General features: G+C 70.2%; 12 protein-coding genes. 4 read left to right on the top strand and 8 right to left on the bottom strand.

Annotation, left to right across the window (positions count from 1 at the left end; genetic code table 11):
• Positions 1–13 precede the first annotated feature (13 nt).
• Entirely contained in the window at positions 14–772 is a 759-nt protein-coding gene (locus ASD05_RS23895; RefSeq protein ID WP_056597644.1) for an alanyl-tRNA editing protein, read from the bottom strand.
• Between the two features lie 130 nt (positions 773–902).
• Between ASD05_RS23895 and ASD05_RS23890 the strand changes: the two genes are divergently transcribed.
• Positions 903–2,252, top strand: coding sequence for a PQQ-dependent sugar dehydrogenase (locus ASD05_RS23890; protein ID WP_056597643.1), 1,350 nt, complete (start codon positions 903–905; stop codon positions 2,250–2,252).
• Positions 2,253–2,258: 6 nt separating this feature from the next.
• On the opposite strand, the gene ASD05_RS23885 is transcribed toward ASD05_RS23890, so the two are convergent.
• Positions 2,259–2,813 carry a GNAT family N-acetyltransferase gene (locus ASD05_RS23885; RefSeq protein WP_056597642.1) on the bottom strand — a complete coding sequence of 185 codons (555 nt, stop codon included), beginning with the start codon at positions 2,811–2,813 and terminating at the stop codon, positions 2,259–2,261.
• A 73-nt stretch (positions 2,814–2,886) separates the two neighbouring features.
• On the opposite strand from ASD05_RS23885, the gene ASD05_RS23880 reads away from it, so the two are divergent.
• The gene (locus ASD05_RS23880) at positions 2,887–3,312 is read left to right on the top strand and encodes a MarR family winged helix-turn-helix transcriptional regulator (protein ID WP_056597641.1); all 426 of its coding nucleotides are present in this window, start codon (positions 2,887–2,889) and stop codon (positions 3,310–3,312) included.
• Positions 3,309–5,075 carry a chloride channel protein gene (locus tag ASD05_RS23875; RefSeq protein WP_056597640.1) on the top strand — a complete coding sequence of 589 codons (1,767 nt, stop codon included), beginning with the start codon at positions 3,309–3,311 and terminating at the stop codon, positions 5,073–5,075. The genes ASD05_RS23880 and ASD05_RS23875 overlap by 4 nt, the downstream gene beginning before the upstream one ends.
• Position 5,076: 1 nt before the next feature.
• Here the strand turns inward: ASD05_RS23875 and ASD05_RS23870 are convergent, their stop codons facing one another.
• Entirely contained in the window at positions 5,077–6,087 is a 1,011-nt protein-coding gene (locus ASD05_RS23870) for a zinc-binding alcohol dehydrogenase family protein (RefSeq protein WP_056597639.1), read from the bottom strand.
• Between the two features lie 87 nt (positions 6,088–6,174).
• On the opposite strand from ASD05_RS23870, the gene ASD05_RS23865 reads away from it, so the two are divergent.
• Positions 6,175–7,083 carry a LysR family transcriptional regulator gene (locus ASD05_RS23865; protein ID WP_056597638.1) on the top strand — a complete coding sequence of 303 codons (909 nt, stop codon included), beginning with the start codon at positions 6,175–6,177 and terminating at the stop codon, positions 7,081–7,083.
• A gap of 81 nt (positions 7,084–7,164) precedes the next feature.
• Here the strand turns inward: ASD05_RS23865 and ASD05_RS23860 are convergent, their stop codons facing one another.
• From ASD05_RS23860 to pgaA, 5 genes are all read right to left on the bottom strand, one after another.
• Positions 7,165–7,962, bottom strand: a complete 798-nt coding sequence (locus ASD05_RS23860; protein ID WP_056597637.1) for an SDR family oxidoreductase — start codon at positions 7,960–7,962, stop codon at positions 7,165–7,167.
• A 109-nt stretch (positions 7,963–8,071) separates the two neighbouring features.
• Complete coding sequence (gene pgaD / locus ASD05_RS23855) at positions 8,072–8,653, bottom strand: poly-beta-1,6-N-acetyl-D-glucosamine biosynthesis protein PgaD (protein WP_056597636.1); 582 nt, start codon at positions 8,651–8,653, stop codon at positions 8,072–8,074.
• Entirely contained in the window at positions 8,643–9,920 is a 1,278-nt protein-coding gene (gene pgaC, locus ASD05_RS23850) for a poly-beta-1,6-N-acetyl-D-glucosamine synthase (RefSeq protein WP_056597635.1), read from the bottom strand. The genes pgaD and pgaC overlap by 11 nt, the downstream gene beginning before the upstream one ends.
• Positions 9,917–11,977, bottom strand: coding sequence for a poly-beta-1,6-N-acetyl-D-glucosamine N-deacetylase PgaB (gene pgaB / locus ASD05_RS23845; protein ID WP_056597634.1), 2,061 nt, complete (start codon positions 11,975–11,977; stop codon positions 9,917–9,919). Before pgaB ends, pgaC begins: the two co-directional genes overlap by 4 nt.
• On the bottom strand, positions 11,977–14,490 hold the full coding sequence (pgaA, locus tag ASD05_RS23840) for a poly-beta-1,6 N-acetyl-D-glucosamine export porin PgaA (RefSeq protein WP_056597633.1): 2,514 nt from the start codon (positions 14,488–14,490) through the stop codon (positions 11,977–11,979). Before pgaA ends, pgaB begins: the two co-directional genes overlap by 1 nt.
• Between the last annotated feature and the right edge of the window lie 28 nt (positions 14,491–14,518).

Here is a 14,518-nt window from a genome sequence, read left to right as displayed (position 1 = left end):
GTTCCGGGCCGTTTCAGGCCGCCGCAGGGGCCCAGCCCAGCACCACGCGGCGGCTGTTGGCGCTCTTCTTCTCGATCTTGGTAACCATCACCGCCCCGATCTCGGAAGTGTTTGCAACATGCGTGCCGCCGCAGGGCTGGAAGTCGATCTGGGCATCGCCGTCGCCGCCAATGCGGATGGTGCGCACCGTGCCCGTGCCGCGCGGCGGCTGCACGCTCATGCTCTTGACCAGCGCGGGGTTGGCGTCGAGCTCCTCGTCGGTGATAGCGCCCACGGTCAGCGGATGGGCCGCTTCGACCAGTTTCGTGAGCCCGGCGGTCAGCGCTTCCTTGTCCAGCGGATCGGTCATGTGGAAGTCGATGCGTGCGTACTCGGGCGTGATGGAGCAGCCGTTCACCGGCACCGGCACGAGGTGGCACAGCAGGTGGGAGGCGGTGTGGAAGCGCATCAGGCGATGGCGGCGCTCCCAGTCGAGGCGGGCGGTCACGGTGTCGCCGGGCTTCAGCGCGGCCAGCAGGTCGGCTTGTTCCGGGGCGGGCACGTGCACGAATTCATTCGTCGGCTGGCCTTCTTCGTTCTTGGCTTTGCGGGTGTCGGCAATGACCAGTTCGCGCCCGTCGGCCAGCGCCAGCACGCCGGCGTCGCCGGCCTGTCCGCCGCCCAGCGGATAGAACACCGTGCGGTCCAGCACGATGCCGGTTTCGTCGATGCGCAGGACGCGGGCGTCGCAGGTGCGCAGGTAGGCGTCGGCTCGGAACAGGTCGTCGGTCATCCGGCGATGGTAGCGGCGATGCGCAAATGAGGTGCGCCCACGCCAGAAAGCGCCCATGGCCGACAACCCCGGGGCTGCCCGGCTGGGGATCATCCGGTGCATGCGGCACCCGGCCGCACAAGGAATACGCATGACAGCATCGCAGCAAGCATCCGCACTGGCACTGGCACTGGCCGCCGCGCTGCTGCTCGTCGCCGGCTGCGGCGAGACCGCCAAGCTGGCCCCGGAGCTCACGACCGGCCCTCGCCCGCAACTGGCCCAGCCGAACAAGACCCTGATTCCCACCGTCAACGTCGCGACCGCCGTCGGCTGGACCGACGCCGCCGCGCCCATCCCCGCCGAAGGCCTGCAGGTGACGGCGCTGGCGCGCGGCCTCGACCATCCGCGCTGGGTCTATACCCTGCCCAACGGCGACATCCTCGTGGCCGAGAGCAACAAGCCGCCCAAGCCGGGCGGCAGCAGCGACGGCGGCAGCGGCGTGGTCGCGAAGGTGCGCAACTGGGTCATGGGCAAGCTCATGGCCCGCGCCGGCGCGGGCGTGCCCAGCGCCAACCGCATCACCCTGCTGCGCGACGCCAACGGCGACGGCCTCGCCGAGGTGAAGCAGGTGTTCATGACCAACCTGATGTCGCCGTTCGGCATGGCGCTGGTCGGCAACGAACTCTTCATCGCCAATGCCGATGCGCTGGTGAAGGTGCCGTATACCGAGGGCCAGACCTCCATCAGCGCCAACCCCACGCTGGTGACGCAGCTGCCCGCCGGCATCAACCACCACTGGACCAAGAACGTCATCGCGAATGCCGACGGGAGCAAGCTCTATGTGACGGTCGGCTCCAACAGCAACATCGGCGAGAACGGCCTCGCGGCTGAGGAGGGCCGTGCCGCCATCTGGGAAGTCGACACGAAGAGCGGCGCGAAGCGCCTGTTCGCGACCGGCCTGCGCAACCCCAACGGCATGGGCTGGGACCCGGACACGAAGGCGCTGTGGACCGTGGTGAACGAACGCGACGAGATCGGCAGCGACCTCGTGCCCGACTACCTCACCTCGGTGAAGGACGGTGCCTTCTACGGCTGGCCCTGGAGCTACTACGGCGGCATCGTCGACGCCCGCGTCACGCCGCAGAACCCCGAGATGACGGCCAAGGCCATCGCGCCCGACTACGCGCTGGGCTCGCACGTCGCGCCGCTCGGCATGGCCTTCTCGCGGCCGGGCGGCATGCCCGACCAGTTCGCCAGCGGCGTCTTCATCGGCGAGCATGGCTCGTGGAACCGCAAGCCCAAGTCGGGCTACAAGGTGGTGTTCGTGCCCTTCATCGGCGGCAAGCCCAGCGGGCCGCCGGTCGATGTGCTGACCGGCTTCCTGACCGCCGACGAAAAGGCGCAGGGCCGGCCGGTGGGCGTGGCGCTCGACAAGGGCGGGGCACTGCTGGTGGCCGACGATGTCGGCAATGCCGTGTGGCGGGTCTCGAGGGCGAAGTAGCTTTCTTCAGCGCTGCGGTCGGGCGATGCGGTAGAGCCTGTGCCGGCGCAGCGCGTGTCCTTCGGGTACCAACGGATGGTCGAAGGCGCCGGCTGCGTCTTCCTTCATGCCGATGCGCTCCATCACTGCGCTCGAGCGCGTGTTGTGCCATGCGGTGAAGGCGACGATCTCGTCCAGCCCGATCCGCTCGAAGCCGACCTGCAGCGCCGCGCGCGCGGCCTCGCTCGCGAAACCCTGACCCCACCACTGGCGCCCGAAGCGCCAGCCGATCTCGACGCACGGCGAGAACGGAAGCGTGACCGCCGGCGAGTTCAGGCCGGTGAAACCCATGAACCCGCCGGACGCCTTGTGCTCCACCGCCCACAAGCCCCAGCCGTTTTCCGCGAAGCGCGCGCAGATGCGATCGGCCAGCGCATCGCTGTCGGCGCGCGTCGGCAGCGGCAGCAGGAACTCCATCACCTGAGGGTCGCAAGCCAGCGCGAAAAACGGCGCCAGATCGCTCTCTCGCCACTGGCGCAAGCGCAGGCGCGGGGTGTCGAATTCGATGGGGTCGGCGGTCATGCACCCATTGTGTCGCACGGCATATATATCACGACGTGATATATTCGCGGCCATTCCGGCATCTCCCCTCGCCATGGCCTCCACCTCCCGCAAGCTCGCCAAGAAAGACTTCGAGGCGCTTTCCCAGTTCCGCTACCAGATGCGCCGCTTCGAGCGCTTCTCCGAACGCGCCGCGCAGGCCGAGGGCCTCACGCCCCAGCAATACCTGGTGCTGCTGCACATCAAGGGCGTGCCCGGCCGCGACTGGGCCTCGGTGGGCGAGATCGCCGAACGCCTGCAACTGCAGCCGCACGGCGCGGTCGCGCTCGTCACGCGCTGCGAAGCGCTCGATCTCGTGCAGCGCCGGCCCAGCGAAATGGACCGCCGGCAGGTCGAGGTGCACCTGCTCGCCAAGGGCGAGAAGCTGCTGCTTCGGCTGGCCGAGCTCCACCGCGCGGAACTGCGCTCGCTCAAGGGCGTGTTCGACGTGCCGCAAATCGATCTTCCGGAAAATCCATGAGCTCCAAAGCCAACTCCCATCCGCCGCGCGGCGACTTCGCGCTCAACACGCGCCTCATGCGCATCACCGTCATGGCCGCCGTCATCGGCGCCGTCAGCACCGTGGCAGCGCGCGTGCTGCTCGACCTGATCCGCTTCTTCACCAACCTGTTCTTCTTCCAGACCTTCTCGCTGGCCGACCGTTCGCCGGCCACGCACACGCTGGGCGCCTGGGTCATCGTGGTGCCGGTGATCGGCGGCTTGATCGTCGGCCTTGTCGCGCGCTACGGCTCCGACAAGATCCGCGGCCACGGCATTCCCGAGGCCATCGAGGCGATCCTGTTCGGCAAGAGCAAGATGTCGCCGAAGGTCGCGTTGCTCAAGCCGCTGTCGTCGGGCATCGTCATCGGCAGCGGCGGACCGTTCGGCGCCGAGGGGCCGATCATCATGACCGGCGGCGCCATCGGCTCGCTGATCGCGCAGCACTTTCACCTCACCGCGGCCGAGCGCAAGGCGCTGCTGGTGGCGGGCGCCACGGCCGGCATGACGGCCGTGTTCGGCACACCCGTGGCGGCGGTGCTGCTGGCCGTCGAGCTGCTGTTGTTCGAGCTGCGCCCGCGCAGCCTGCTGCCTGTGGCCGTGGCCTGCGCGGTCGCGGGCTTCACGCGGCCGCTGCTGATGGACCCGGGCCCGCTGTTCCCGCTGCAGACGGCCGTGCCCGGCCCGCTCGCCATGCTGTCGTGCGTGATCGCCGGCGTGCTGTGCGGCGCGCTGTCGGCGTCGCTGTCGATCTCGCTCTACAAGGTCGAGGACTGGTTCGGCAAGCTGCCGCTGCACTGGATGTGGTGGCCAGCCATCGGCGGCCTCGCGGTCGGCATCGGCGGCTGGCTGCAGCCGCGTGCGCTGGGCGTGGGCTACGACGTGATCGGCGACCTGCTGCACAACCACCTCGCGCTCGGCGTGGTGATCGCGCTGCTGGCGGTGAAGGCCGTGATCTGGGTCATCTCGCTGGGCTCCGGCACCTCGGGCGGCGTGCTGGCGCCGCTGCTGATGATGGGCGCCGGCCTGGGCGTGGTGCTCTCGCACATCCTGCCGGGCAACGACCCGATGCTGTGGCCGCTGGTCTGCATGGCGGCCACGCTGGGCGGCGTGATGCGCGCGCCGCTCACCGCCACCATCTTCGCCTTCGGGCTCACGCACGACAGCAATGCGCTGCTGCCGCTGCTGACGACCTCCGCGGTGGCCTACGGCTTCACGGTGCTGACGATGCGCCGCTCGATCCTCACCGAGAAGATCGCGCGCCGCGGTTATCACATCTACCGCGAGTACGGCATCGACCCGCTGGAGCGGCATTCGGTGGAAGAGGTGATGACGCGCGAGGTGCGCAGCATCGACGCGGCCATGCCGGTGGCGAAGGCGCTGTTCGGCTACTTCGGCGAAGGGCAGGCGCACCGTGCGTTCCCCGTGCTGCGCAACGGCGCGGTGATCGGCGTGGCCGATCGCGCGATGCTGGCCGCGTATGGCACGCGCGACCCGATCGCGACCGTGGGCGACGCCTGCGCCGACGCGCCGCTGTACTTCGCCCTGCCTGGCGAGAACTGCCGCGCCGTCGCGACCCGGCTCGCGCGCCACCGGCTCGAACGGCTGCCGGTGGTGAAGGACGCGCAATCGCTCGTGCTGGCCGGCATCGTGGCGCGCAGCGACCTCATCAAGCCTTCGCTTGCGCACTTCGACGAGGAAGAAAAGCGCGAGCGCATGCGTGGACTGCCGTGGCAGTCCACGTAGCTCAGAACCCGGCCAGCACGACTTTCCCTTGCGCCTTGCCGCTCTCGATGAGCGCATGCGCGCGCTGAAGGTTCGCCGCATTGATGGTCCCGAAGCTCGCATTGGCGGTGGTGCGGATGCGGCCCGCGTCGACCAGCGCCGCAACCTCCGCCAGCAGCGCGCCTTGCTCGGCGATGTCCGGCGTCTCGAAGCGCGAGCGCGCGAACATCATTTCCCAGTGCAGCGAGATGCACTTGGTCTTCAGCGGCATCGCATCGAGCATCTTCATGTCGTCGATCACCGCGAGCTGGCCCTGGGGCTTGAGGCTCTCGATGATCTGCGCGTAGTGCTGCTCGGTCTGCGTGAGGCTGGCGACCATGTCGACCTCGCCGATGCCGGCCGCCTTGAGCTCGGCCGCGAGCGGCTTCGAGTGGTCGATGACGGTGTGCGCGCCCAGCGCCAGGCACCATTCGCGCGTTTCGGCGCGCGAGGCGGTGGCGACGACGCGCAGCTTCGTGAGCTGGCGCGCGAGTTGGATCAGGATCGAGCCCACGCCACCCGCGCCGCCGGTGATCAGCAGCGTCCGGCCTTCGCCGCCGCCCTTGGGCACGCGCAGGCGGTCGAACAGCAGTTCATACGCGGTGATGGTGGTCAGCGGCAGCGCGGCGGCCTGCGAGTCGTCGAGGGTCTTCGGCGCGATGGCCGCGATGCGCTCGCCCACCGCATGCAGTTCGGCGTTGGCACCCGGGCGGATGATCGAACCCGCGTAGTACACGCGGTCGCCCACCTTGAAGTTCTGCACGCCGCTGCCGATGGCCTCGACCGTGCCGACGGCATCCCAGCCCAGCACCTTGGCCTGGCCGGCCTCGGGCGCGGCGTTCTTGCGGATCTTGGTGTCCACGGGGTTGACCGACACCGCCTTCACGCGCACCAGCAGGTCGCGCGGGCCGGCCACGGGGGCGGGCAACTCGATGTCCTGCAGCGATTCGGGGTTGTCGATGGGAAGGGGCTGGTAGTAGCCGACGGCTTTCATGGCAAGGAACCTTTTCAGTGACGATGCCTGAACTGTAGGATCGCAAGGCTGGCTTGATAAGCCGGCTCGAATCAGCAACACTTTCAAATGAAGATTGAAAATCTCTCCGACCTGCAGGTGCTGGTGCAGACAGCGCGCGGCGGCACGCTCACGGCGGCGGCGCATGCGCTGGGCATCACGCCCGCGGCCGCCAGCGCCACGCTCAAGCGGCTGGAGGCCCAGCTCGGCGCGCGCCTGTTCGAGCGCTCCACGCGCGCCATGCGCCTCACGCCCCAGGGCCAGACGCTGCTCGACTACGCGGTGCGCGCCTTCGAACTGCTGGACGAGGGCGAGTCGCTCGTCACGGCCGACCGCGGCGATCTGGTCGGCACCTTGCGGGTGGCCTCGCCCTCGGACCTCACGCGCAGCACGCTGCTGCCGTGGTTTGACGAATTCCTGGCGCTGCACCCCGGCGTGCAGCTCTCGCTGTCGGTCGGCGACCGTCCGCTGGACGTGATGCGCGACGAGGTCGACGTGGCCTTGCGCTACGGTGCGCTGGCCGATTCGCGACTGGTGGCCCGGCCCTTCGCGCTGACCAACCCGATGCTCACGGCTTCACCGGGCTACCTGAGCCGCCATCCCGCGCCGAAGGTGCCGCAAGACCTGGTGCACCACAACTGCCTGATCTTCAACCGCTCGGGGCGCCGCCACCGCGTCTGGCGCTTCGCGCAGAACGGCCAGTGGACCGAAGTGCGCGTGAACGGCAACCGCAGCGTGGACGACGCCTCGCTCGCGCGCGAATGGACCGTGGCGGGCTATGGCGTGTCGCTCAAGTCCGCGCTCGACGTGCGCAACGACATCCGCGAAGGCCGCCTCGTGCGCCTGCTGCCCGACTGGGAGACGGAGCCGTACCCGCTGCACGCGCTGCTGCCGAGCGGGCGCTTCGTGCCCGCGCGGGTGCGGGCGTTCGTCGATTTCCTGGCGCTGAAGTTCGAGGCGTTGCAGGCTGTTGCCTGAGTAAAGCGGCTGCTTCGGATTCACTCCCTCTCCCTCCGGGAGAGGGTTGGGGTGAGGGCGGCGGCGCTTGAAACCGCGCCTTCAGATCATCGGTGTCACCGCGCCGTCCATCGCCACGATGGCGCCCGTGACATAGCTCGCCTTCGCCGACGCCAGGAACACCACCGTGTTGGCAATTTCCTCGGGCGTCGCGATGCGCCCCAGCGGCAGGCGTGCGGTGGCGCGCGTCAGCGCCTCGTCGGTGCCGATGCCCTGCAGCTTCGCATCGGCCTTCATGCCTTCCTGCAGCCGTTCGGTCAGCGTGAGCCCCGGGTTCACCGCGTTCACGCGCACGCCCTTGGCGGCATAGGCCGAGGCCATGCCGGCGCTCACCAGCATCAGCGCCGCATTGGCCGCGCCGCCGGCCATGTGCACCGGGCTCGCGACCTTGCCGCCCTGGCCGATCACGTTGACGATGGCGCCGCGGCCGCGCTGGCCCATGCGCTTCACCACCGGGTCGATCATGTGGATGTAGGTGAAGTATTTCGCGTCCATCGCGTCGTGCCACGACGCGGCCGTCAGTTCGTCGGGCGGGGTGCGGCGCGCGGCGCCGGCCGAGTTGACGAGCACGTCGACAGGGCCGAAGGCCTGCTCCGCCGCGTCGAGCGCGGCCACGGCGCCGGCCGGGTCCTTGAGGTCGGCCGCATGCACCGAGATCCGCCCTTCGGCCTGCGCAAAGGCATCCACCAGCGTCCTGCGGCCCTGTTCCAGATTGGCGAGATCGCGCGACACGAGGCTCACGCGCGCGCCTTCGCGCAGGAAGCCCAGCGCGCACGCCAGGCCGATGCCCTTGCTGCCGCCGGTGACGAGAACGTGCTGGTCCTGGAGCTGGAGGTCCATGAAAGAGTCCTTGATGGAGAGTGGAGTGTGGCGGCGATTGAAGCACCGCCGCGAAACCCCTGCACGGATGCGGCCGTATGCCGCCAGGACTCATCGTGCCTGGCCGGCCTCAGCGCCCCGCGACCGCGCGCTGCAGCGGCTCGGGCTCCAGCGCTCCCGTCGCGGTGTCCGTGGCGTCGCGCAGGTGGCCGTTGTTGTCGTGGTGCACCAGCAGCTGCCGCGCGCGCTGCCAGGCCGACAGCCGCGCCGGCGGTACCTCGATGTAGGAGGCCAGCGCGAACAGCGACGACTGTTCCTGGTCTGGAGGCGTCTCGCGCCTCTGCTGGCGGCGGCGCAGCGGTGCCATCACCAGCATCGAGGCCAGGATCACACCGATCGCAATGGCGTAGAGGCCGAGCAGCTGCATCACCTCGGGCTGCGAGCGCGCGCCGAGCACATAAGGCCATGCGTACCAGATCGTGCAGAACCAGACGCCAAGGGTGACCGCCGGGCGCAGCACGCGCAGCCACAGATACATGGCCAGCGTGCGCTGTGGCGAGCGGCCTGTGCCGAAGGCGCGCAGCGGGATTCGTGCAGCGTCGATGATCGGCTCGTCCACCGCGGGCTGCCCCCAGGAGCGCTGGCGGCTCGGCGGAGGCCTGTCGTCGTGCGCCTCGTGCAGGCGGCTTTGGGCATGGGTCTCAGGGCGCATCGGAAACTCCTCGGTCGGGGCTCGTCCACACCGCGCGCTTTCCGCGGCGGCGTATCAGAGCATTGGGAAGGGCGATGACGGTGGTCGCCATCGTGATGATCCAGAAGGCGATCGGGTACCAGATCGTTCCGGCGAAATAGCGCATCAGGTCGCGGTCGTAGCGGCGGTCGATCCACAGGCTCAGCAGCATCTGCAGGATGCAGGTCATGGCCAGCAGCGTGCCTTGCCAGTGCGGCAGCAGCGCCGAATGCCAGGACGAATTCGCCGGCAGCAGCGGCCGCACGAGGCCGATCACCAGCACCGCCGCCATGCAATAGGCCCACACCACGCTGGTCATGTACTCCAGGTAGATCGGCCACATCCGCCAGTGGCGCGGCCGCAGGATGCGCGAGGTGTAGCGCAGCATGGTCTGGATGCCGCCGACGGCCCAGCGCAGGCGCTGTTTCCAGAGGCCGCGCAAGGTCTCGGGCATCAGGATCCAGCACAGTGCGCGCGGCTGGAAGCGCAGCTTCCAGCCGCCGAGCTGGAGCTTCCAGCTCATGTCGATGTCCTCGGTGAGTACGTCGGGGCTCCAGAAGCCGACCTCGATCACGGCGCGGCGCCGGAACATGGCGAGCACGCCCGAGACGGTGAAGAGCGTGCCCACCAGCTGCTGCGAGCGCTTGATGAGCCCGATGATCGAAGAGAACTCGCCCACCTGCATGCGCCCGAGCAGCGTGGTGCGCGTACGGATGCGCGGGTTGCCCGTCACCGCGCCGATGCGTTCGGAGCGCAGCATCGGCCGCAGCATCCATGCGATGGCGTCGACGTCCACCAGCGCATCGCCGTCGATGCCCAGGATGTATTCGCCGCGCGCGAGCTGGCAGGCGGTGTTGAGCCCGACCGCCTTGCCCTGGTTGCTGGCGTTGTGGATCACGCGCAGGCGGCTGTATTCCTGCGTCATCTGGTCGAGCAGCTCGCCGGTGCCGTCGGTGCTGCCGTCGTTCACGGCGATGACCTCGTAGTGCGGGTAGCGCGTGCGCATCAGCTGCTCGATCACCTCGCGCAGGTGCGGCGCTTCGTTGAAGCAGGGCACCACCACCGTGACCAGCGGTTGCGAGGGCAGCGAGTCGAGCGGATTGGCGTCGGCGTCGCGCCTGCGCTCGAACACCCATGCATGCGAGAGGCCGCCCGCCATCCACACGTAGGCCATGAAGAAGGGGTAGTAGAAGACGAAGCCGAACAGCAGCGTGGGCAACGAGTGCGCGAGGATCTGGACGGTGGTCATGGCGCGGGCTGTGCAGGGATCGTCGCGGCGGCCGGGGCACGCAGCGCGCGCGGCAGCAGCGTGCGCACCGAGATTGCGCGGCGCACGGTTTCCAGCGAGGGCTGGTCGTTCAGGAAGTCGTCGGGGTAGTAGCCCAGGTGGCGCACGCCGGCGCGCTGCAGCAGCGTCCATTGGCGCGTGAGTTCGGCGTCGGGCACGGGCTTGCCGGTGTGCCAGTCGCGCGCCTGCAGTTCGAACACGGTGCCGTCGAGGCCGCGCGGCGTGCCGGCCGCACGCTGCGCGAGCCGCGAGAGCCAGGCGTCGCCGTCGGCGTCGGTTCGGGCCTCGCGCTCCATGCGCGGCATTGCCATGAGCCCGACGTAGTCGTAGGCCGCGAGCGAGGCCTCGTAGTTCTGCGCGAACCATTGCTCGGCCTGGGGGTCGAGAACCGGTCGTGCATAAAGGTTGCGTGCGGTCTCCAGCGCGGGCCGCCAGGCGCCCACGCGTGCGGCCAGTTCGTGCGTGAAGTCGATCAGGTAGCGCGTCTTGGCGGCGGTCCAGCGCGCCGTCAGTTCCGGGTTCGCGCGGATCGCGGCCACGTCGGCCGGCAGGCCCCAGCGGGCGTAGGTGGCGAGGGCGGCGGGGCTCGCATCTTCGTCGTCGGACAGCGTCGCGTCGTCGTGGAACAGCAGGCCCCCGAAGAAGGCATGGCGGCCGAGGTCTTCGTAGATGTCGCCGACCAGCGCGCGCACCGCGGGGTCGAAAGGCGTGAGCCGGTGGTAGCGGCCGGCCGGCATCGCGCCGCCCTGCGCCATCACCGTGTGCGTGGCGAGCGGGTTCGAGGCCGGCAGGCGGAAGGCCGTCACCGGCATCCAGGCATAGACCTTCACGCCGGCGCGGCTGCCCAACTGCCAGGCCGCGCGGCTGAACAGGTCGGCGCGCATCGGCAGGTGCCGGTTGGGAAAGTACAGCGCGTCGGCCACGCCATCGCCGTCGGGGTCGGCGTAGGCCTGCAGGAACACCGAGCGCGGGCGCACGGCGGCCACGCGGTCGATCAGCTTCGAGAGGTTGCGCTCCTGCTGGGCCGGGTCGGGGTCGTACACGTAGTCGAGGTCCACGTGCATCACGCGGTTGACGGGCCAGACCTCGCCGCCCACGGGGCTGCGCAGCAGCCGGGCGTATTCGGGCGCCTCGTTGTCGTACTCCGCAAGCGCGCGGCGTACGCGCGCGAGCGGCACCGTCGGCGTGTTCGAACCGTCGTCCAGCGTGAGGGTGATGGGCATGCCCGCGCGCTCGGAAGCTTTCAGCGCTGCCGCGTTGTAGGCGCCATAGGGCCACACCATCGAGCGCACCTTCGCGCCGGTGCGCTTTTCGATGAGTTCGCGGCTGCGGCGCAGGTCGGACTCGATGCGCTGCGTGTAGGCGGCATCGTCCTCGTAGCGCCCGGTCTTCGGGTCGTAGCGGTGCGTGGCCGCGGCCGGCAGCATGTTGCCCTGCGGGTTGGCGAGGATGCCGGTGTGCATGGCATCGCTGTGGCTCGCGAACTCGACGAGGCCCGAGCGGGCCATCTCGGCGGCCTCGCGCCACAGCAGGAAGTTCTCGCGCGGCGCGGGCTTGTCGCCCCAGTGCACCGGCTGACCCTCGGGCACCTCGAGCCAGCTCGTTACCAGCGCGAACAGCGCCGGGTAGTTGTAGCGCTTGAGCAGCGGGAACACCTTGGTGTAGGCGCTGCGATAGCCGTCGTCGAAGGTCAGCAGCACGGGCTTGGGCGGCAGCGGCTTGCCGCCGGCGCGCGCATCGACGATCTGCTGCAGGCTCACCGGGTGATAGCCGTTGTATTGCAGCCAGGCCAGCGTCTCGGCGAAGGTGCGCTCGTCCACCGCGGTTGCCTCGGGCGAGGTTTCGAAGCTCGCGCGCACGTTGGCGCGCACGTCGTGGAAGGCGATCACGCGAAAGCTCACGCCGTCGTCGGGGTCGGCGCTCGGCAGAGGCTGCGCGAGGGCCGGCAGCGAAAGCGCCAGCAGCAGCCACGCAAGGGCCGCGCGCAGGAAGGTGAAAGGGTTGTTCGTCGTTCGCATCACTGCAGGGGCATCGAGAGGTTCAGGAAAACGCCGCGCTGTCGTTCGCGCACGCCGTCGTAGGGGTGGCTGGCAATGCGCACGCCGTAACGCAGCGCGAGCCTGGAGCCGAGGTTCCAGCGGTGCTCGTAGCGCAGGCTCCACGTCGGGCCGCTGCCGAAGCCGGCCTGCCGATAGGTGCCGCCGCCGAGTTCGACGACCTGGAAGAACTGGCGGTTGTCGCGCTTCCAGTTGAGCCATTGCGCGCGCGCCGAGAGCTGCGCGCTGCCGTCGCTCGACGGGTTGAAGTAGGGCGCGGTGTCGATGTCGCGGCCGCGGCTCGCGTCGGCGCTGAGCGTCGTTTCGAGCTGGAACGCCGGCGTGCTGACCCAGCGTTCGCGCCAGCCGAGGCCGAGGCCACTGCGCAGGTTGCCGTCGCTGAAGTCGAGCTGCTGCCACTTCAGGTCGAAGCGGCGCGATTCGTTCACCACGTAGCCCACGCTCGCGCCGGCTTCGTGCGCGCCGATGCCGGCCGCGCGCGCTTTCCACGGCAGTTCCTTGCTGTCGCCGTCGTAGGTGGCCGACAGCCGCCAGGCGTCGCCCGCGCGGTAGTCGAGCCGGCCGGCTGCGCTGTTGCGGTAGGGGCCGCCGTTCGCATGCTGCAGCACGCCTTCGGCCAGCCAGCGGCCGCGCTGCCAGCCCAGGCCGAGGCCGCCGCGCGCCCAGTTCGCGTTGCCGAGGTCGGTGGTGCCGCGGCCCAGCGACTGGTCGTAGAACACGCGCCACTGGTCGTCGATGAGGCCCGAGGCGAGCCGGCTGTCGATGCGCCATTCGCGGTTGGCGATGGCCGCGCCGCCGGAGGAGGCTCCGGCGTCCACGTCGAGCCGCGGCCCGACCTGGATGAGCCGCCTGCGTTCCATGTCGCGCACCTGCTTCGAGTCGGGCAGGTCGGCGGCGAGCGATTCGGCGCGGCGGCGGGCTTCGCCGAATTCGCCGGCATCGAGCAGGGCCTCGACGTGGCCGGTGCGCGCGCCGACGTCGTAGGGCGCGTCGGTCGCCAGCGCCTCGAAGCGTGCGAGCGCGGCTTCGGGGCGCTCGCGCAGCCGCTCGGTGAGGGCGGCGCCAGAGGCATAGCCGGCGTTGAACGGCGCTTCGCGCGTCAGGGCCGCGAAGCTTTGCTGCGCGAGCGCCGGCTGGTCGGTGTAGAGCTGCATCAGCCCGCGCAAGCCGCTCACCTCGGTGTACTCGCCGTTGGGACGGCCGGCTTCCGGCGCGAGATGCAGCAGGGCCGGCGTGGCGGCTTCGAGCTTCTTCAGCAGTGCCTCGGCATCGCTGAAGCGGCCGACGTCCTGGTAGGCGTAGACCAGCCCCAGGTGGATGTCGCTGGGCATGGGCAGGTCGGCGCCGCCGCGGGCGATGGCTGCTTCGTAGATCGGCACGGCCTCGGCCGAGCGGCGCTCCTGTGCGAGCGCGCGCGCCGCGGCGCCGAGCCCGTAGGGCGGCAGTTCCGTGCCTGTGGCGCGCACTGTGTCGTAGAGCGCGACGGCGTCCGCTGGGCGGCCGCGTTCGACCAGCGCCAGCAGGCGGTCGGACAGCAACCGCGCGCGCACGGTGCGCCATGCGCCGGCGTCTTCGGGCGCGGCTTTCAAGGCCGCGGCATCGGCCCGTGCCAGGGCGGCTTCCTGGTCGGCGAGCACGCGATCGAGCGCGGTGACGCGCTCCGCGCCAAGGCGCTGGTCGCGCGCCTGGATCGCCCAGCGCAGCCGCTGCGCCAGCGCCTCCTGCTGCAGGGGGGAAAGCGCCAGCGGCGAAAAGCTGCCCGGCGCGGCGCGCTCCGCTGCCTCGGCGTTGTCGAAGGCGCTCGATGCGGCGCCGCTGCTCGCGAGCAGGAAGTCGGCCTCGCGGCGGATGTCGCCGCGCCCGGGCCGCAGCGCGCCAGCCTCGGTATAGGCGGCGAGCGCCTGCAGCGGATCTTTTTCGGCGCGCGCCAGGGCGGCGCGCAGCTCCAGCAGCGCGACGCGGTCTTCGACCTGCGTGGGTGCCGGCTGCGAGAGCGCGCGGTACAGCGTCTGCGCGCCCGCGACGTCGCCGCTGTCGAGGCGCCAGTAGGCCTCGTGGATGCGCGCCTCGCGCGCCCCGGGCTGATGCGCGCGCCAGAGGCCGATGGCCTCGCCCTGCAAGGCGAGGTCATGCGTGCGCCGCGCGGCCAGTGCGAGCGGGCCCAGCGCGTAGTCGCTCAGTTTCGACGGCGTGGCCTGCCGGCCCAGCGCCACGGCTTCGGCAAAGCGGCCGTCGGCGGATGCGATCGCGATCGCATCGGAGGCCACTCGCTGGCGGGCTGCGCCGTCGATCGGCGCGGCGAGCCAGTCCTTCAATTGCTGCAGCGCCTGGGCCGCGGTAATGCGGCCTTCGCGGCGCGCGACGATCAGCGCATCGTGCCGCTGGGCGTCGTAGGCTGATGCACTCCGGTCGACCGCGGGTGCCGCGGTGACCGACGGTTCTGCGAATGCCCCGGACGCACCGAAGGCCAGCATGCAAACGAGGGACGGAAATTCTCGTGCT

The organism is Variovorax sp. Root434 (assembly GCF_001426595.1).
Lineage (GTDB): Bacteria > Pseudomonadota > Gammaproteobacteria > Burkholderiales > Burkholderiaceae_C > Variovorax.
The sequence above is the reverse complement of the archived record's forward strand: the minus strand, read 5'-3'. Positions and strand labels throughout refer to the sequence as shown.

Bases quoted from the DNA above. Each gene is read 5' to 3' on its own strand.
- ASD05_RS23895 (WP_056597644.1), bottom strand. From the start codon at position 772: ATGACCGACGACCTGTTCCGAGCCGACGCCTACCTGCGCACCTGCGAC.
- ASD05_RS23890 (WP_056597643.1), top strand. From the start codon at position 903: ATGACAGCATCGCAGCAAGCATCCGCACTGGCACTGGCACTGGCCGCC.
- ASD05_RS23885 (WP_056597642.1), bottom strand. From the start codon at position 2,813: ATGACCGCCGACCCCATCGAATTCGACACCCCGCGCCTGCGCTTGCGC.
- ASD05_RS23880 (WP_056597641.1), top strand. From the start codon at position 2,887: ATGGCCTCCACCTCCCGCAAGCTCGCCAAGAAAGACTTCGAGGCGCTT.
- ASD05_RS23875 (WP_056597640.1), top strand. From the start codon at position 3,309: ATGAGCTCCAAAGCCAACTCCCATCCGCCGCGCGGCGACTTCGCGCTC.
- ASD05_RS23870 (WP_056597639.1), bottom strand. From the start codon at position 6,087: ATGAAAGCCGTCGGCTACTACCAGCCCCTTCCCATCGACAACCCCGAA.
- ASD05_RS23865 (WP_056597638.1), top strand. From the start codon at position 6,175: ATGAAGATTGAAAATCTCTCCGACCTGCAGGTGCTGGTGCAGACAGCG.
- ASD05_RS23860 (WP_056597637.1), bottom strand. From the start codon at position 7,962: ATGGACCTCCAGCTCCAGGACCAGCACGTTCTCGTCACCGGCGGCAGC.
- pgaD (WP_056597636.1), bottom strand. From the start codon at position 8,653: ATGCGCCCTGAGACCCATGCCCAAAGCCGCCTGCACGAGGCGCACGAC.
- pgaC (WP_056597635.1), bottom strand. From the start codon at position 9,920: ATGACCACCGTCCAGATCCTCGCGCACTCGTTGCCCACGCTGCTGTTC.
- pgaB (WP_056597634.1), bottom strand. From the start codon at position 11,977: ATGCGAACGACGAACAACCCTTTCACCTTCCTGCGCGCGGCCCTTGCG.
- pgaA (WP_056597633.1), bottom strand. From the start codon at position 14,490: ATGCTGGCCTTCGGTGCGTCCGGGGCATTCGCAGAACCGTCGGTCACC.